12 protein-coding genes, 2 tRNA genes and 1 other annotated feature (1 of these 15 cut by a window edge) are annotated in these 18,552 nt (G+C 41.7%); of the genes, 1 reads left to right on the top strand and 13 read right to left on the bottom strand.

The annotated features are described in order from the left end of the window. Positions 1–66: a binding site (T-box leader), on the bottom strand (it extends 136 nt beyond the left edge of the window). 78 nt (positions 67–144) lie between these two features. From dprA to cas9, 13 genes are all read right to left on the bottom strand, one after another. Then, complete coding sequence (gene dprA / locus BLV86_RS02035; protein WP_031552906.1) at positions 145–1,047, bottom strand: DNA-processing protein DprA; 903 nt, start codon at positions 1,045–1,047, stop codon at positions 145–147. After that, a complete protein-coding gene (locus BLV86_RS02030) occupies positions 1,044–2,792 on the bottom strand; it encodes a YifB family Mg chelatase-like AAA ATPase (protein ID WP_090814955.1) in 1,749 nt (582 codons plus the stop codon). The genes dprA and BLV86_RS02030 overlap by 4 nt, the downstream gene beginning before the upstream one ends. A 194-nt stretch (positions 2,793–2,986) precedes the next feature. Continuing rightward, positions 2,987–4,093 carry an RluA family pseudouridine synthase gene (locus tag BLV86_RS02025; protein WP_090814954.1) on the bottom strand — a complete coding sequence of 369 codons (1,107 nt, stop codon included), beginning with the start codon at positions 4,091–4,093 and terminating at the stop codon, positions 2,987–2,989. Positions 4,094–4,189: 96 nt separating this feature from the next. Further along, complete coding sequence (locus tag BLV86_RS02020; RefSeq protein WP_090814953.1) at positions 4,190–4,969, bottom strand: SDR family NAD(P)-dependent oxidoreductase; 780 nt, start codon at positions 4,967–4,969, stop codon at positions 4,190–4,192. A 140-nt stretch (positions 4,970–5,109) separates the two neighbouring features. Then, positions 5,110–5,193, bottom strand: a tRNA-Leu gene (locus BLV86_RS02015). Positions 5,194–5,367: 174 nt separating this feature from the next. Then, positions 5,368–7,284, bottom strand: coding sequence for a PIN domain-containing protein (locus BLV86_RS02010; protein WP_090814952.1), 1,917 nt, complete (start codon positions 7,282–7,284; stop codon positions 5,368–5,370). 174 nt (positions 7,285–7,458) lie between these two features. Further along, positions 7,459–7,543: transfer RNA gene (locus BLV86_RS02005), tRNA-Ser, on the bottom strand. A gap of 416 nt (positions 7,544–7,959) precedes the next feature. Beyond that, positions 7,960–9,843 carry an ABC-F family ATP-binding cassette domain-containing protein gene (locus BLV86_RS02000; RefSeq protein WP_090814951.1) on the bottom strand — a complete coding sequence of 628 codons (1,884 nt, stop codon included), beginning with the start codon at positions 9,841–9,843 and terminating at the stop codon, positions 7,960–7,962. Between the two features lie 3 nt (positions 9,844–9,846). Then, complete coding sequence (locus BLV86_RS01995; protein WP_090814950.1) at positions 9,847–10,977, bottom strand: MBL fold metallo-hydrolase; 1,131 nt, start codon at positions 10,975–10,977, stop codon at positions 9,847–9,849. A gap of 795 nt (positions 10,978–11,772) precedes the next feature. Then, complete coding sequence (csn2, locus tag BLV86_RS01990) at positions 11,773–12,444, bottom strand: type II-A CRISPR-associated protein Csn2 (protein WP_090814949.1); 672 nt, start codon at positions 12,442–12,444, stop codon at positions 11,773–11,775. Then, positions 12,441–12,746: a CRISPR-associated endonuclease Cas2 gene (cas2, locus tag BLV86_RS01985; protein ID WP_090815019.1), complete on the bottom strand. Its 306-nt coding sequence runs from the start codon at positions 12,744–12,746 to the stop codon at positions 12,441–12,443. The genes csn2 and cas2 overlap by 4 nt, the downstream gene beginning before the upstream one ends. A gap of 4 nt (positions 12,747–12,750) precedes the next feature. After that, the gene (cas1, locus tag BLV86_RS01980; RefSeq protein WP_090814948.1) at positions 12,751–13,629 is read right to left on the bottom strand and encodes a type II CRISPR-associated endonuclease Cas1; all 879 of its coding nucleotides are present in this window, start codon (positions 13,627–13,629) and stop codon (positions 12,751–12,753) included. Further along, complete coding sequence (gene cas9, locus BLV86_RS01975) at positions 13,629–17,861, bottom strand: type II CRISPR RNA-guided endonuclease Cas9 (RefSeq protein ID WP_090814947.1); 4,233 nt, start codon at positions 17,859–17,861, stop codon at positions 13,629–13,631. The genes cas1 and cas9 overlap by 1 nt, the downstream gene beginning before the upstream one ends. Before the next feature lie 519 nt (positions 17,862–18,380). Between cas9 and BLV86_RS01970 the strand changes: the two genes are divergently transcribed. Beyond that, entirely contained in the window at positions 18,381–18,551 is a 171-nt protein-coding gene (locus BLV86_RS01970) for a type II toxin-antitoxin system HicA family toxin (protein WP_044915981.1), read from the top strand. The last annotated feature ends 1 nt before the right edge of the window (position 18,552 follow it).

Below are 18,552 nucleotides of genomic sequence, written 5' to 3'. Positions count from 1 at the left end.
CCTCGCACCAAACGGCTCCTCTCTGAAGCAGGCTGAAAAAGCTACTGTCCTCGTCAACGATTTAAGGCACTTCCGGTTCGGAAGTTAAAAATTAAAGACGGCACTATTCTATTGCTCTGAAAGAGTCTTGTCAATAATTTTCATTTATAACGAGATTTTTCTTCTGTAGAATCCTGTTTTCGTGCATTCGGAGAAACCTAGGATTTCAAGTTCCAGTAGGACTGCGGTCAGCTCCGGGACGGGTAGTCCGCATTTCGGGACGAGGGTGTCGAGATGGGCGGCGTCGGTTTCCAGGATGTCGTAGACAGCTTTTTGTTTTGGGCTCAGTACGGAGGTGTCTTTTTCAAGGATCAGCTGCTCGCCTTGGGTTTTCAGGTGGAGGTACTCAAGGATGTCTTCGGGGGAAGTCAGGATTTCGGCACCTTCTTTTATGAGTTGGAGACAGCCTTTTGACAGGGGGTCGGTGATGCGTCCGGGAAGGGCGAAGACTTGTTTACCCTGTTCGAGGGCGTTGTTTACGGTGATGAAGGTACCGGAGCGTTCTCTGGCCTCAATCACTATTACAATGTCGGAAAGCGCGGATATGATTCTGTTTCTGGAGGCGAATTGTTTTGGAAGCGGAGGTGAGTCCAGTGGGACTTCCGACATTATTCCGCCGCCATTTTTTAATATTTCATCGTAAAGCCGGTAGTTTCTTGCGGGATAACAGATGTTTATTCCGCAGCCGAGAACTGCATACGTGCTTCCTTTTCCGTCAAGAGCGCCCCACTGTCCTGCGCTGTCGGCTCCCAGGGCCATGCCACTGACGATGCCTACGCCCCGGGATGCAAGCACTCGGCCAAAAGTCCTCGCCACATCTATTCCGTATTCCGTTGAGGTTCTGGAACCGATGATGGCAACCGTCGGCAGGTCGTCTGGAGGCAACTGGCCTTTTATATAAAGTGTAGTCGGTGGATTTTGTATCTGGCGTAATCTCTCTGGGTATTCTCTGTCCAAAGGTGTAAGTTCCCGGATTTCATTTTTAAAATTAATGTCCTGAGCTGTCATAGGCTGAACCTCCTTTCAGGCAGTTTTTCAGATTCAATTACAGAAGTTCGACCATGCTTTGTTGTGGTACGAGGGTTTGATCCTGATGGTCCGCCGTATCCTGACGGTTTTGTGAATCCGTACTTGCTTTTAGCCCTGGAGGTTATGTTAGAGAATTTTTTTCCGCCGTTTCCCGAAGGGATCGGATGTACACATCCGGTCTCAGCAGCACCGTACAGGTGATCCTCCAGTCCCCGGTAGCTTACAGCCTCGCTCAGATGGCTAATGCTTATGTCCTCCGATCCCTCAAGGTCCGCTATGGTTCTGGCTACTTTAAGTACCTTATGATAGGTTCTCATGGAAAGGGATTTGAGCTCAAAGATCTTTCCTATGAATCTTTTGCTCTCATCATTCAACGGGCAGAACTTTTCTATATCTTTTGCACCCATGTCAGCATTAACATGAAGGTGACTGTAGTTTTTAAATCGTTCTTTCTGGATAGCCCGGGCTTTTTGAACCTGCTTCCTTAATTCTGCGGAGCTTATGGAGGCTTCAGTGCTGATAGCCTCTTCGAATGTTACGGGGGAGGCTTCAACGCAAAGATCGATTCGTTCCAGAATGGGTTTGGATATGCCTCTCTGATAGTGACGGATCTGGCTTTCGGTGCAGTGGCATTTGCTTCTGTCCGGGTAATAACCGCAGGGACACGGATTCATGGCAGCCACCAGCATACAGTCTGCGGGATAAAGGAAGCTGCCGTTCAGACGGTTTATGACCACTTTCTTTTCTTCCAGGGGCTGGCGGAGTGCTTCTATTGAAGATTTTGAAAACAGAGGAAGTTCGTCCAGAAAAAGAACGCCCTTTGATGCCAATGCTATCTCCCCGGGGACAACACCTGAGGGTGAGGATCCGCCAACGAGAGACGGAGTGGTAATGGTGTGATGAGGGGTTCTGAAGGGACGACGGTTCATAAGAGCTGAGCCTTCGGGAAGGAGTCCCGCAATGGAATAGACTTTGGTGATTTCGATATTCTCTTCTCTTGTGAGTCCGGGAAGTATGGTAGGGATTCTCCTCGCGATCATGGTTTTGCCGGAGCCGGCCACACCTGAAAGAAGCAGGTTGTGTCCGCCTGAAGCGGCGATCAGTGCTGCTCTTACCGAGAAGGACTGGCCGTGGATATCTGAAAAATCCACATCATAGGACTCCTCTGATTTTTGTATCATGGGTGTTTCCCTGGGATGACCGGAAAAGCTTTCTCTGCTTGCGATGATGGTGCAGAGATCGATTAGGTCCTCCACACCCAGGATATCCATCCCGGAGACTACCAGGGCTTCCTGGATATCGGCCCTGGGGACAACGGCGCCTCTTAATCCGGCTTTTTTCATTTCTGTAACAATAGGCAGGATTCCGTTCACATGTCGTATCCTTCCGTCGAGACCCAGCTCTCCCACAAAGCCATAATCCTCCAGGGAGAAATCATTATCCAGAAAGATTGATTTAAGAATGCCGGTGGCTATGGCCAGATCAAAATGGGTTCCGTCCTTTCGCCGGTCTGCCGGTGCGAGATTTATGGTAAGTCTTTTTGGTGGGACATTTATACCGGCATTTCTGAGGGCTACCTGACAGCGGTCCAGAGCCTCTCTCACCGAGGCGGAAACATTGCCGACGATTATGGATTTTGGAAGGCCGTCGCTTTCGTCCACTTCGACAGAAACAAGAAAGCCATCCATGCCGGACAAACCGGCGCTGTTTATTTTTGCTAACATTTAACCTCTTTCCGAGGGATATGTTTATAACCAAAAAGAAAATATCACATAATCAGGAAAAGCGTAAGGTCTGAAAATAGACTATAACATCGTCGGGTGCCTTTTTTAAAACCGGCCGACTTCGCCGTTAAAAACAAAAATCCGATTCCTAAGGGGCACTAGGGAGTCGGATTCTGATTTTTGACGTTTTGGCTCTATGCTTTTGAAAAGGTATTTGACGGTTCTATCAAAAACTCTTTCGGTGGTTCTGCTGTCAGTGTTTTTCCTGCCAGAGGTTCCAGAACGCCACTGAGATCTTCCGGGAATTTGAGCTGCCATGAATGCAGCAGCTGATGATCCAAAGAATACTTCTTTTTGTAATAACTGTTCACTTTCGGGTCACCATACTTAGGATCTCCGATTATGGAGTGTCCTATTGAGGAAAGATGCGCACGGATTTGGTGAGTCTTTCCGGTGATGAGGTGAACCTTCAAAACCGTGTATCTGTCGGTGATCTTCATTGGTTCGTATGCTGTATTAATTTCTGCTGAGTCTTCGAAACGTTCTTTCTTTATCACAACCTTATTGAGCTTTTCGTTTTTTGAAAGATAACCCTTTATGGTTTTGGGCTCATCCAGTTTTCCGTTAACGATTGCAAGATAATATTTCTGTGCGGTTCGTTTTCTCAAAAGTTCAGCGAGGCTTTGTAGCGCCGGCAGGGTTTTTCCGAAAAGAATAAGTCCCGAAGTGTTTCTGTCGAGACGGTTTGCAATACTTGGCTTAAAGGTCTCAAGTTGCTTTTCGGTGAGCTCGCCTTTCTCCAAAAGATACAAAAGGCACAGTTCATTAACGGACAGGGTGCCGGAATCATCACTCTGGCTGATCCAACCGGCGGGTTTATCTATGACAAGGAGATGCCTGTCTTCATATACTACGCGCTGTCTAAGGATATCCAGCTTAGAACGTATCTCAGGTGTTATTTTGTATAAAGATTTCCCGGAGGCAGGGCTTTTGGTATGCTTTTGGGCTGAATGTTTTTCCCGGGGGCCGGATGCGTTTGTACCTTTTCCGGGAGCTCCTGCTGCGCCGGCCCCCTGTTTTCCGCCGGTCATAATTGCGAAGGTTTCATCTGAGAAATATATCTTTACGGAGTCACCCTCCTTCAGGATTTCCTTACCTTCTGCTTTTTTATCATTTAAAACGATATTCTTTTTTCTCAGCATCTTGTAAATGAAGCTGGTATTTGCTTTTGAAAGATATTTATGTAAAAGTTTATCGAGACGCTGTCCGGATTCATTTAGAGATATATGTAATTCTTTCAAAGCTGACTCCTTCCGATGTTTAAGTTCGGCATCTGCCCGCAGGTGTTAATCTCTGACTTTCGGTGTATAGACAATATGAATCCACGCATAAATTGCTTATTTTGATTTGGAAATGTGATTCATAGCTCTCAGTGCCATGAGTATGAGGGGCACCGGTGTTATCTTGGAGAGGATCATGACCATCTTCATGCCCATACCATAGACTGAAATATCTGCCTTGTTAATGCTGTCAATAAGGGCTTTTCTGCAAACTTTCTTTGGGTTTGCCATGAATAAATACTTGTAAAATGGGATTTTCCCTGTGGTTTCGGCAATGTCGAAAAACTCAGTTTTGACAGGACCCGGACAAATGGCCGTTACATGACAGCCTGTACCCCGTAATTCTTCATTAAGGCTTCTTGAGAAACTGAGGACATAGCTTTTTCCCGCAGCGTATACTGCGAATGCAGGCTGAGGCAAAAATGCAGCGCTGGAGGCAAAGTTTATAATCCTGGAATTATCGGACATATAAGGAAGGCTCAGTTTACAGATGCCTGTAAGGGCACGTACATTGAGATCGATCATCGAAAGCTGATCTTTAAGGCTTAGGTCTCTGATGTTTCCGATCTTTCCGAAGCCGGCGGCATTTACAAGAAAGACGATATTGGGCTTTTCATTGGATAAAAGCTTTTTATATTTTGAAAGGAAGTCATTGCTTGTCAGATCCTCATCAAAAAGTCTGCAGGGCTTTCGAAGGGTTCTTTTCAAAACCTTAAGTCTTTCTTTGCGACGGCCCAAAAGCCAGTATTCCTGAACATTTGGTATCTGTTTCTTTATTTCTATTGCCATGCGGCGTCCCATGCCGGAGCTGGCACCGGTAATGATTGCAACATTCATGATGACCACCTTTTCGATAGATTAAATTTACCTTAGAATGAGCATAACTAAAGTTATTGAGTAAGCTACTTATGAATATTATATCAGATGGTTTTTATATAGCAAAAAACGGAAGTCATCTGACTTCCGTTTTTTAATCCTGCGGAGGATGGGACTTGAACCCACACGTCCTACCGGACACAAGATCCTTAGTCTTGCCTGTCTGCCAATTTCAGCACCTCCGCGCAACAAATGGTATATTAGCACAGAGATTTATGTTTGGCAAGTGGAAAATTAAAAAAAAATTCGATCGGACTCATTTAACCGTTAAAAATACCGCTATGGATTTTGTTTCAACTATCCATGGCGGTACTGTTACATAAACTTATTAATTAAAGATCAAATAATTTAGCAGGTGATTAGCTATTACTGGCCTTCCTCTTTTTAATGTCTTCCTGAACAGCCTTTTTACTTACGTCATAAAGTGCACGTCCCTGCTCTCTTCCATAAGCTTTCATGAGACGAACATAGTAGGTATGAAGTGTGTTGGCAGTAAGACCATATTTTGTCAGGGCCTCTGTCTGCAATGCTTCCATATCAGGGGCAACCGCAATCTCATCTTTTGCATTTGATTCTTTCTTTGAAGAAGAGGTTTTGTTTTTCGAAGAGTTGGATGAGTCTGTACTTTCAGCTACTTTCGTGTTATTCTTTTCTTTCTCGTCATCTGAAGTAGAATCTGCTGTTTCCTTGTTTTTGCTTTTAGCCGATTTTGATTTGCCGGCGGTCTTCTTCGCGTTCTTACCGGTCTGCTTCTTTTCCGTCTTTTCGGTTGCGGCTTTTTGAGCAGGAGCAGTATGATCTGAATTAGCGTCGGAGTCTTTTGAAGCTTCATCGGAAGCGGATTCTGACTTTACAGTAGCCTTTGCTTCTGTTTTCTTAGTAGTCTTTCTTCCGGTTTTTTGATTCTCGGACTTCTTGTTTTTTGCTGAAGAAGATTTTTTGGAGGACTTCTTCTCTTGTTTCAATGCATCCTCAGCCTGACCCGGAGATGTTGTTTCTTCAGTAGTAATTTCAGAAGCAGTAACTCCTTCTTCGGCATCATTGGTGACCTCAGCCTTTGCTTTTTCTTCATCAGAGTTATCACTCTTCATTTCAGAAGTTGCGGATTCAGCAGTTGCTGCAGTAGTAACCTGGTTATCATTTTCTTTTGCTATTTCAGCACTTGGGATTGAGCTATCCTTATCAGATGCCTGTGCATCTGCTTTTACATCAGTGGCTTTCTCTTCTGTCTCCTTCTCCTGTTTATCGAAGATACTTTCCACTTTTTTCATTGAGCGGGAAGCCGGATCGTAAACGAACTGTACACGGTTAGGATCGAATTTTGGCTCTGTTTTTGCGAGAGCTGTTCTCTGTTCGGGTCTTGGTATGATTGCGGTTTTCTCAGGTGCTGACTTTATCAGTGCCTTAGGCTTCTCCTGAGATTCTTCTTTTTGGAGGTTGTCTCCGGAATTTGAAGCGTCAGTCTTAGTTGGAGTATCCTTAGCATTGGCCTTCTCCGAATCCTTTGAGGATTTCTCAGATCTCGAACGATCTTTTCTATTTGATTCTCTGGTTGATTCTCTGGTTGATTCTCTGGTTGGTTCTTTGGATGATTCTCTTGATGAATCTTTCTTTGAATTGTCGCCGGAATCTTTGTTTTTGGAAGACTTGTTTTCTGCAGCAGGTTCAGCGATCTGATCCTTCATCTGCTTTGCAAGCTGATCCGCCGGAGTTTCCATCATAAGCGGATTAGGTATGAGGGAGGCAGGTTCTGTAACTTCAGTAAAGTTAATGTTCTGTCCCCGTCTTCTCCGGTTTGCCTTACTGAGAGTAGGCCTTGTAGGGATGGTATTCATGGTTGCGAAGGCATCCACAAGATTCGTTTTCTGGGATCTTTCTTTGCAGAGACGGATGCGCTCGTCATCGTTCTTTTCTGAACTGAGGAGGCATTCTTTTATGGTTTCCCCGAGAAGTATTTCTGCGCCTCTCAGACTGTGCCAGAAATCACGTACGGCTGCATAACCTTTGTCTTTGGAAACGATACAGATCTTTTCGCCGGATTCAAGGAACATTCCGGTGGTTGAGGCAATGTACATGTCGAGAGCATTACTGTGCTGCTTTAAGAGCTTAACGAGGCTGACATGAACATTTTTCTTCTTCAGGTCATTTACCATGCCCTTAGTGACAGCGCTGTTTTCGTCACTGTAGTACATTACCAAAGTATCATTGTCGTCAAGGTACTCGTATCCTTCAAGCCCGGATACATGGGTGTTTTCAAAATCAACTAAAATTATCACGTAAGATTCTCCTGCTTTCAGGCATAATGCTTTCGCTCAAAACCATGAATAAAAAGTCTGAGACCCCAAAAGGGGTCGATGGGTTTGAACATGTCTTTTATGCCATATTTATCTGTACAAATTTTTAAATGATTATAACAAAAAAACCGGTTCTTTTGAACCGGTTTCTTCAAGCGACGAGGATGAGACTCGAACTCACAACCCGTAAAACGGGCACCAACTTTCCAGGCTGGCCGACTACCAATTATCACACCTCGTCAAAATTGCTCCATCATAATAGCAAAGCTGGAAAGGTTCGTCAAGATGTTTTTTGAATCAGCAGGTACACATAAGCCGGTATCGGGGAATATCCATTTTCAAACGGGATACCTCAAAAAGTTTTAGAAACAGGAAGACAGCCCCGAGGGGCTGTCTTCTTGAAAAGAAAGGAAAAAAAGAAATAGAACTAAAATAGGTTTCCCTACTGTTCTGATTTGTTAAAAAAGTCAACTTTTGTGACTAATGCCATTGTAATCTTAAGAATGGCGGTGTGTCAATAGATTGGGAGAAAATAATTAAAAATTAATAATTATTTGTAAAAATATGCCCGATATTTAATTTAACGCAGATCTGACCCCGGCACTACGATTTTCGGGGAGCCACAACTAAGCCTGCGCCTTTTTAATAAAAGCATTTTCACTGTGCCTGTATTCTTTCATTAAGATCAGACAGATATTCCCATCGATCCATCTTTTCTGCCAACAGGTTTTCGAGCTGCTCTTTTTCCTTGGTCAGTTCGTTTAACTTGATGAAATCCTTGGCATTCTTGAGAATTTCTGCATCCAGTTCGGCAACCTTTGCTTCGGCAGCTTCGATGTCGGCTTCAATGGTCTCCCATTCTCTTTGCTCCTTATATGTCATTTTGAGCTTTCGTTCACCGATAAAACGCTTCTTCTTGCCATCGCTTTTAGTTGCATCGGAGGTATCTGATTCTGACCCCGAGGCATCACCGGTACCCTTTGCTGCTTTACCAACTCCTGAAATGGAGCCGGCACTTGCAAATACGCTTTCAGCATCGGGATTTCTTCGGAGATACTCTACCTGATAATCGGTGTAACCGCCTTCATACTGAGAAATATGTCCGTTGCCTTCAAAGGAAAAGATACGGTTTACTACACGGTCAAGGAAAAATCTGTCATGAGATACGGTAATGACTATTCCGTCGAAATGGTCGAGATAGTCTTCAAGTATGGTCATGGTGCGGATGTCAAGGTCGTTGGTAGGCTCGTCCAGGATCAGGACATTCGGCGCAGACATTAAAACTCTCAGAAGGTACAGGCGGCGCTTCTCGCCTCCGCTCAGCTTTTCAACCTTCATGTATTGCTGTGAAGGTGGGAAAAGGAATTTATCCAGCATGTTGCTGGCGCTGACGAGACCATCGGTGGTATGAACGTACTCTGCGATGGAGGTCATGGCGTCGATTACACGCTGATTTCCATCAAGTTCTTCGTTTTCCTGGGAAAAATATCCTATCCTTACGGTCTGGCCGATACGGATTTCTCCGGAATCCGGAGTCTCCCAGCCGGTGATCATTTTTATAAGAGTTGATTTTCCGGCGCCGTTGGGACCGATGATGCCGATGCGGTCATTTCGAAGGAAGTTGTAGGTGAAATGATCGATAAGGGTCTGTCCGTCAAAGCCCTTTGTAACATCATCAATCTCGATGGTGGATTTACCGAGACGGGTCTTGATGGAGCTTAACTTGATTTCTTCCTCTTCTGTGGGGCCGTGCATCTGGGACAGCTTTTCGTAACGCTGCAGGCGGCCTTTTTGCTTTGTGGTTCTTGCTTTGGCGCCGCGCATTACCCACTTAAGCTCGTTTCGTAGAATGTTCTGTCGGGTACGTTCCTGTGCCCGGGCGATATCCATTCGCTCAGCCTTAAGCTCCAGATATCCCTGGTAATTTGCCTTGTAACTGTACAGCTTTCCCTGGTCAAGTTCCACGATACGGTCACAGATCTCATCGAGGAAATATCTGTCGTGGGTCACCATAAGGAGGGAACCACGGAAGTTCTTGAGATAACCTTCCAGCCATTCGGACATGGCTCCGTCAAGGTGGTTTGTGGGCTCGTCAAGGATCAGAAGGTCTGCCGTTGATAAAAGAGTGCTTGCCAGGGCAACACGCTTTTTCTGACCTCCCGAAAGAGTGCCTATCTTCTTGTCATAATCATTTTCACCAAGCTTTGACAGGAACTTTTTGGCTTCCGATTCCAGATTCCAGACATGCTCCTTGCCCTCATTGTCATGGAGAATAGCCTCAAGGATAGTGTCTTCGGGATCGAATTCCGGTGTTTGAGGAAGGTATCGGATGGACAGGTTTCTACGCTTTGCGATATTACCTTCGTCAGGCTCTTCTATGCCCGCCGCGATCTTCAGAAGCGTTGATTTTCCGGTTCCGTTAATGCCTATGAGTGCCACCTTCTCACCCTCCAGCATGGAAAAGTCGGTATCCTCAAAGATCTTTCTTTCTGTATATACTTTGGATAAATGTTCTATAGTGATGATGTTGTTTTGTGCCATGTTTTATTTAAGACTCCAATAAAAAATTCCGTCCTTCAGCTCTCTTTCTATAAAGCCGATTCCGTATAGATATTCCAGCAGACTGTAGGTTTTGGTCACAGTCATTTTATATAGGAAGAACTCGTCATCGTTCTCGGGAGGGCGGGTGAATTTGTATATCTTCTCCGAGATTTCATGGGTGGTTAGACTGTGATTTTTTGCTGTGTGAACAGATTCGTCCCGGCGATGATTCATTGCATCATTTGAGGAACCCGTTTCTGTTTGGCTAATGCTTTTCAAAAGGTCTCTCACATCGGTTGTCTTGCTGAGATAGCTGAATACAGTCTTATCCACGTCTCCGCTTATATCCTCGATTATCTCGCCGTGGGAAGGGATGATGGTCCAGTCGTGACATTCTTCTTTTATATGCTTTAGGGAATCAAAGAATCCCTGCAAAAGGTGTTCGTCGGGATAGGTGGTGGCAACGATGGGGGAAACTTTATGAATCAGCTGATCCGCTGTGAAGAACAGTTTATGCTTATAGTCCTTAAGGCCCATCTGTCCGTAGGTGTGACCCTTCAGCGGGAAGGCTTCGAACTCGTAGTCTCCGTACCGGAACACATCTCCCGGTTCCACATCATTGTAGGGAAAACCCCAGATGGCAAGAACCCACTGGCCGTGCTTCTGTACCCGGTCGGAAACATTGCTGAAAGCTTGCCATACTTCCGGAGTCTTGTCAGGGGTGATGCCGCAGGAATATAAAACTTTTTTCTGAGCCTCCACTGACTCATCACTTACTTTGTAGGCGAGACAGTCATAGGGATGGCGCTCTTCCATCCGGTTCATAAAGAGGCGTGCTCCATTCTTGGCGAACCTGCCTGCCAAACCGCAATGGTCATGGTGTCTGTGGGTGAGAAAGACATCGAGCTTTTCAGGGGAAATATCAAGCTCCAAAAGTGCATAGGTAAGCTTTTCCATGCAGGCATCATTGTTAAATCCGGTATCGATCATGATACTTCTTCCGTCATGCACGGATTCCTTCCCTTTTATGATGAATATCTGTATTTCGCTGACGCCCTGCTCAATGGTTCTGTCTGTCAGGGTGACTCTGTAAATTCCCGGTAATATTTCTTTTGAAAATTCAAGTTGTTCCATGGTTATCACCTGATTTTTATGCTTTCAAAGGATTATAGCAGAGATTTGACGGGCAGAAAAGGAAAGGATAACGGGTTCGAATCCCGTTATCCTTCACAACATCGTAAGTATGATATCATTATTCACTTACAAGGTTCTCAAGCGCTCCGCTGGGATGCAAGCAGGTGCTCATGGTCTGATACCTGTATTCACTTACAAGGTTCTCAAGCATAACTGTTAATGGTGAACCAAGACCAACAGTCTGATACCTTTATTCACTTACAAGGTTCTCAAGCGACCTAGACGACGAAATTGAGCAGATAGAGGTCTGATACCTTTATTCACTTACAAGGTTCTCAAGCCAGTTCCTAGCGACGGAACAGTTGGTCCGAGTCTGATACCTTAATTCACTTACAAGGTTCTCAAGCCGGGAACCCTAAACGGCCCACGTGCTTACCGTCTGATACCTTTATTCACTTACAAGGTTCTCAAGCGAACATTGATAAGGTTTTTATCAACATGTAGTCTGATACCTTTATTCACTTACAAGGTTCTCAAGCAAAATATCATTTCCGAGATTCGAATTAAAGTCTGATACCTTTATTCACTTACAAGGTTCTCAAGCAATCAAAGCCACTCATTACTAAGAGGATAAGTCTGATACCTTTATTCACTTACAAGGTTCTCAAGCGAGCGAGAACTTCTCCAATGGTTTTACCAAGTCTGATACCTTTATTCACTTACAAGGTTCTCAAGCCTCAAATTTATGGTCGGCTCTCACCGAAACTGTAGGTGAATATTGGACTAGATTCATTTTTAATCATAAATCACGCAAGCATCATTATCAATGATGAGATGCTTTTCAAAATGAAGTTTCAAGTAATCATATCTTTCAATCACCAATATGTTTATTTTTTCATAGAGTAAGGTTTGATAAAGAAGCTCCAAATCTTTATTTGAAAAATAGGATTTCAGATTTATAAAAATAAATAATGAAGTATTTAGAACTCGATGAGCCAAATGGATATAATTAATTATTTTTGTTGCTAATTCCATGTCATCGACATCAATGTGCACATCATAGAGCTTCAGTAGGTCTGAATATTCTAATTTAGGTTCATAGCTCAGATTGAAATCTGATTTCTCACAAATGTTGATAATGAATTGTTCTACCTCAAGCTTCATTTTTAAGAAATCCTCTAAATCATTCTCTTGAATATCCTGAATAATATCGTGATATATCTTTGATAGTATTTTCTTATTGTTGAGGTTTATTGAGAACGGATCAGAAATAATATCAGCAACTTTATTTAGCGAGATTTCCTTTCCATTATTTGATACTATTAAAAAATCTTCTGCATTATTGAATTGATTCCATAGTCTTGATATGAAATCCCGGAAATGAGCTGAAGAATCAATAGTTAAAACAGTGACTTTATTTTCTTCAAAATCATATTCCAGATTATATTTATCACAAAAAAATTTCATAAGATCACCAGCCTTCTGTCATCGTTGATGACGTTGTTAATAGAATGACCCACAAGATACTCCATCTTGGCAAATTGTTTTTCTGTGATCTTTAAAATCTGTACAGACCCTTCCGGGGGTTTATTGGAACGGAGTCCTTCAACTATAAATTCACCAGCGGATGAGTTTGGAACCATTTTGCAATAATTGGATTCCTGTAACATGAAAACCCCCTGTTTTATCAGATATTTTCTAAATTTACGATATTCTCGGCGCTGAGATGCTGTTTCCATCGGAAGGTCGAACATAACTAATAATCGCATAAACTTACAGCTCATATTTATAAAAAAGAATTTCAGATACATCGCGATTATTTATTGCCGTAAAGACGCTCCTACAATATATCTGAATTGCATTGCTCACGTATTCTTTTCGGTTATTTATAGTTACCTGTATGTTGACAATATCAACCAAAGTCATTTTTTCTTCATGTTCGAATTTTTTTAGGTCCATATTTTTGACAGTTCGATCTACTAATGGACGAAAGGGTTCCATAAGGTCGGATGCCAGATTAAATGGATTATCTTGACTATCATGAAATAGTCCAATTTGGGTTAAATAGCCATTTGCAACTATTTCTCGCGTAAAACAGGACAATAATATGCTGTAGCCATAGTTTAATGCAGAATTTTCATTACAATCCAAAGTTCTGGAAAACTCATTTCCGAATAACGCATTAAAATATACCTTTGCGGCATGTCCTTCTCTGTTGCTTTCATCACCAAGTTGTATTGCATTGATATAGCCTGACAGCATGTCCGCAGCGTCTGTTGAACCATACTCTTTAAGATGCTCACATTGTTTTCTGATCTTTTCTGTTACTATTTCGGTCCAAATGACCTTTTTTATTTCAGGAGACCATGCTATCTGCGTGCGTAACTTGCTACTGCAATCATGTGAGCCATAATAAGGGATAAGTTCAGATGAAGGGTTTCTCTTCTCGTCACAAAAAATGACCTTAATTTTATGAAAAGTCAGTTCATTTAACAAGGCGGCGGTGATGGACACCGCTGTCGACTCTATCATTACCATGCGGATGTCGTTTATGAATATTTTTTGAGTTTCATCTGAGGAGCGCACAACCATATATCCCATCTGATAGTCAAGTTTTGCGCTCCTTGAGATTACTATAGTTCTCCAACTCATTATTTTAGTAAGTTAATTCTGTTCTCGTATAAACCGGTAACAGATAAATTGATTAGTTCGCATTCTTTCAGACTGTTAATATGTTTTGGGAGAAACATAACTCCGGTGTTTTTTACACCACCTAAAATGGATAAGTCTACACTTTGTGTTTTAATATCAAACACGGATACAAGAATCTGTAAAAATTTACACTGTTCTTGAATATCCAAATCGTAAAATGATTCTTTGACTTTTGTGATACTTGAAAGAAGTGGACCCTTCTTGTTTGTATATATGCCACTATTCAATTTGAATAGAATTAAATTATATAAGGCAGCATTGCTTTCTTTGGTTATTATAAGATTATTATTCTCGTCATGTTCATAATAGTCGTTGTTATTGAGGGCCTTATCTATTTTTTTTATATACCATGCTTCGTTTGCCGGCAGTTTAAGGGGGACTGCATTATATAAATAATACCTATTGCCGGCGCATCCACCAATATAATAATAGTATCCATCAACTTTAATAAGAGAGTATAGTTTTATAATAGGATATACTATCTGAAAGTCGCTACAGGGTTTCTTATTGGCGGATGTTATTTGTTCCTTCAAATAATTTAGCAAAGAAGTCATGTTTATGTTATTTGTATTGCCTTCACGCAATATAAAAATAGGTATAGGTTCTATACTACGAATGACTTTTTTGCCCTCTTTATAAGATAGGAGTGTATATGCAGCTGTTCTAATATCACTTTTACCGCCATACCTTGTTACATCAGACAGTTTTTTATCACTTGTTTTGCATGGATAATACGTACCAGTGTCAGCTTTTGAAGTTTTTTGCTTGCCATAGATAGTATCCTTTCTTGTAATTGCTCCGGTTGCTATATAGCTTCTGCGTGAAATCAAAGGTGTGGTTTTAACAATCTGCCTCTTTACCAAGTCAATGGTATTATGGTTTCCTTCCTTCTCACATATCCAGGATGTTTCTGAGCCGCAACGTATAGTATAGTTAAACATTTTACTTAAATGATATTTATACTGATCATCGCCGGAACGTGTCATTGCTTCCTTGATGAAGTTTCTTGGATTTTTTGTAAATTTTGTGTAGTAAACATTACCAACCACTATGTTGAGATAAGCATCCTGAGCATGGTGGAAGTCATTTATGCTTCGGCATTTGGGTATCTCAAAGTCATGCCTGAATTGAGAAACAACACCGGCTTTTGAAAAGACAACATCGGAGGATTCGGGTAATGCTTCCTTCAGAATTTGAGTTATAGCCTTAGTCCCCTGCCCCGTTTCAACTAATTGACGCTGAACAAATCCTACGCGCTCATCCAGTGTGAATTCGGTTGTACGCACTAAACGGTCATACTTTTCCTTGCTTATGAGGTTCTTCTTTTGTAAGTCTTTCCATAATCCAATACATCTGGATTGGATTTCAGGAGTCAGAGGATAAACGTCACTTTTACGGGCATTCTTGGCCTTTTTTACAAGCACAAGGTTATTTTCTATACTATCATCTTTTACAAAATGACGTGGATAAATATGGTCGATGTCGTAAATGTTATCATCCATCAGCTGATCGAGATCAATTGACTCTCCGGTATACATACAGCGGCCCATCTGGCAATAATAAAGGTAAAGCTTTTTGATTCGGAATTCCTGCTCTGTATGTCCTTCCAGCTCCAAAATCCAGTTGCGTTGCTCCTTTTTTATTTCTGAGTTTTTATATAATTCAAGTAACTGGCTTTTTCTTGAACGTGTCCGTACACCTTTTTCTCTGTTCTCACGTGTCATTTCTACAAATACACGTTTTGGGGCATGGCCCATTACCTCTTCTATCTCTGATAAAACATGCAAAGTTTGCCACACCATGCGTTTTACCGGCGCGGATAAATACATGTCATCCAGATCATCAATGGTCCAGTCGGATAAAGCCTTTGATTCGCGGGTAATTAAGTTGCTCAGATTATCAGTATATGTGTACTTATCCGGAGACAGCAACTGCATAAGGTTATCATTTGTTTCCCATAATGCATTTATAATAGTTCTTATTACGCCGTCTTCTTTTGAAGCGCCTTCTGTTTCAAAAAATGCTCTGGAACATCTGCCCCAATCAGTGAATTTGAATCCGGAGATTCTTTTGATTTGCTTATCGGTAAGTTTGACCAGTGCATCGCTTCGTGGCCCGTACTTGGTGTCTATCTGTTTACGAAACATCTTTTTGGAGTCACCATAAATGGTGCCAAGAAGAATGATATCTTCGATCATTAGCATATGCTGAAGATCTAAAAAGGGCGGCTCAAATACACCGTTGAATTTTCCGACGGAGGACAAATAAGCATTGAAACGGTCTTCGATTCCTCCGATAAGACTCTCCGAACCTTTTGATATCTTTCCGCGGGTAATGAGATAATCTGATAGCTGTTTACGGGTTACCTGTTTTCCCTTCATGAAAAGATCGTTGTAGATGTCCTGTTTTAAAGCAACATCTATTGGTTCTCCGGCAATCTTCAAGTTATTAAGTTCATTGAGAACCATAAACTTTTCATATATTAATGAATGTTTAGGCAACACCTTTTCGTCTTTAAGATAGGTACAGTGACGGATCAGGTTTTCGATGAAAGCCTGCTGAGTCTTTCCCATATCAATAACATCAGTAATATTCCAAGGAGTGATTGGTTCTCCCGAAATGCGAACTGCCCATTTGTTTCCGTTATTATTGTTTAATCCACCTACCGGACCAACATAATATGGAATATGAAATGTGAAAAGCTTAAGTATACGCTCAGACACAGTAAGTCCACTGGAATCCGTCTCTTTCAATGATGGGATGTAGGTTTCTGCTTTTTCAAGGATTGCTTTCATTTCTCTGACATAAACCTGGTTAGGGATTACGCCGTTAGCTGAGGTCAGCTGTTTTCTGAGAAATGTTTCAGCGGTGATTTTAGAAAGGATGTTATCTACGTCTTCATCACCCTTAAATGGTGTCAGTATTTTTGTTATAGTTTTGTAAAGTTCCTCCGGTTCATTGTTGCGTTTTGCCGTAGCGTGATCGGCAACATAACGGCGTACTTTCCCACCGGATTTATCAGAATTAGTACTCCCAACGTATGAACTGTAGTTGCCGTCCTGCATTTTACGGAAAAAGTTTGAATATTCCTTTGGAGCCAGTCTTTTTATAGTTTTTTTGAGAAGCTCGAGGTCATTCTTGTGTTCCTCGTACATTGAAACTCTTGCATCGCACAAAAATGAATGCCCCTGCATTATCTGATCCAGAAGTAGTACATCATGGATTTCTTTTATGGACATTATTAAAGAAATACTCTCTTCGTCGAGGAAATCCTGTACTTCCGCCAAGTCTTCTTCAAAAGAGCCTTTTCTGAAATTTACAGATTTCTTCCCTTTATCTTCAAGGGCTGAGAATGTTTCTTTTCCGAAAATATCTTCCAGATTTCCTGCCAGTCCACAGACCAGACTTAATATTGAGTATTCGCGTTTGTCTTTCCTTGATATATTAAGGATTTTCGCTGCATCTTCACGTATTTGGGATTTTGAAATGCCTTTTTGTAAAAGAATTTCAATCAGTTTAGTTCTGTCCACTGTTTCAAATGGGTTTATGGACGGAGCTGCAGCATCTTCGGACTGTACTTCTGATAGAAGCGAAAAGCTATTTAAGAATTCATTCCATATATCATCTAATGCAGAACTTGATTCTGTTCCCAAGGACTCGTTTAAAAAGTGTCCTCTGTGTTTGAACATGTTTAATAAAGCCAGATAAAGTAATCTGACATCATGAGGTTTATCTGAATGTATAAGATCAGACCTCAGGTGGAAAATAGTAGGATACTGCCTGTAGTAATCTGCATCCGTATACTCTTCTGTTCTTGTGGAACCTTTGGCAAAGATAGCATATTTTTGAGATGAATTATCACCTGTTCTGTCATCAATCCAATACTTACTTTCGTCCAATCTATGAAAAAATCCGGGATCAACTTTATTGATTTCGTTCGAGAGCAGCCCACGTAGCATTGAAATACGTTGTTTTTCTCTTTCGTGTCTACGGCGGCTGACTCTGTTTGATCTTCTTGCAACTGCAGTCTGAGCTTCGTCAAATAACCGAGCGCCCCACATATCTTTTCCTTTTGCTCTTAGGATATGATAAGATGCATCAGTTACTGCCCAGCCAACAGAACTGGTTCCGATATCAAGACCTATATAGTAATCTTCTTCGTGTACTGACATGTTTACTCTCCTTTAGAAAAGTTATACTTGACTAATTATTTGCGTTGTGTGAGAATTAACTTACTTACAAGGTGAGTGCAAGTAAGGATTTATCCGAATCTGTTTGCCCGCATCGTGCGGCATTTCACTTGTAATCAAGACTTCTCCGGAAGTCTTTCTTTTTTTCTTTTTTATACCCTGTTTCAAATAGAGATTTATATTCAAGAACTATGTATGTATTATGCTCCACCGTGGAAGCAAAATATTGTACATAAGACATAATGATTATTTATGTATTTTCGAGGGTCATATTCCTTATATACATATAGCTATGTTTGCCGGTAATATTCTTTAATCCTTATGGCAACTTCCATTTTCTATATCGTCAACTGGATGATGTTTTAAAAGCAAAATATTTATGCCTTTAGTATGTGTTCAGATTTGAAAGATATAGATTGGCAAATATGCATTTATGATGATATTTTTACAATTTGACCAGTGTGTATAAAATGTGTATTGTGATATAATGAAGGAGCATTAATGAAACGTAGAGACCTGATTTTGAGGTTAGAGGCTGTTGGATTTGTTTTTGAAAGAAACGGCGCTAATCACGATATTTATCGTAGAGGAAAAGATATAGAAAAGGTTCCCAGACACCGGGAAATAAATGAAAAACTTGCAGACGCTATTTTGAAGAAATGGAGGGCGTGAA

The sequence above is a fragment of the Oribacterium sp. KHPX15 genome (assembly GCF_900107835.1).
Taxonomy (GTDB): Bacteria; Bacillota; Clostridia; order Lachnospirales; family Lachnospiraceae; genus Oribacterium.
This window is presented reverse-complemented; position numbering and strand designations above follow the sequence as displayed.

Excerpts from the sequence above, each read along its gene's own strand:
- dprA (WP_031552906.1), bottom strand. The coding sequence starts at position 1,047 with ATGACAGCTCAGGACATTAATTTTAAAAATGAAATCCGGGAACTTACA.
- BLV86_RS02030 (WP_090814955.1), bottom strand. The coding sequence starts at position 2,792 with ATGTTAGCAAAAATAAACAGCGCCGGTTTGTCCGGCATGGATGGCTTT.
- BLV86_RS02020 (WP_090814953.1), bottom strand. The coding sequence starts at position 4,969 with ATGAATGTTGCAATCATTACCGGTGCCAGCTCCGGCATGGGACGCCGC.
- BLV86_RS02000 (WP_090814951.1), bottom strand. The coding sequence starts at position 9,843 with ATGGCACAAAACAACATCATCACTATAGAACATTTATCCAAAGTATAT.
- BLV86_RS01995 (WP_090814950.1), bottom strand. The coding sequence starts at position 10,977 with ATGGAACAACTTGAATTTTCAAAAGAAATATTACCGGGAATTTACAGA.
- csn2 (WP_090814949.1), bottom strand. The coding sequence starts at position 12,444 with ATGAAATTTTTTTGTGATAAATATAATCTGGAATATGATTTTGAAGAA.
- cas2 (WP_090815019.1), bottom strand. The coding sequence starts at position 12,746 with ATGCGATTATTAGTTATGTTCGACCTTCCGATGGAAACAGCATCTCAG.
- cas1 (WP_090814948.1), bottom strand. The coding sequence starts at position 13,629 with ATGAGTTGGAGAACTATAGTAATCTCAAGGAGCGCAAAACTTGACTAT.
- cas9 (WP_090814947.1), bottom strand. The coding sequence starts at position 17,861 with ATGTCAGTACACGAAGAAGATTACTATATAGGTCTTGATATCGGAACC.
- BLV86_RS01970 (WP_044915981.1), top strand. The coding sequence starts at position 18,381 with ATGAAACGTAGAGACCTGATTTTGAGGTTAGAGGCTGTTGGATTTGTT.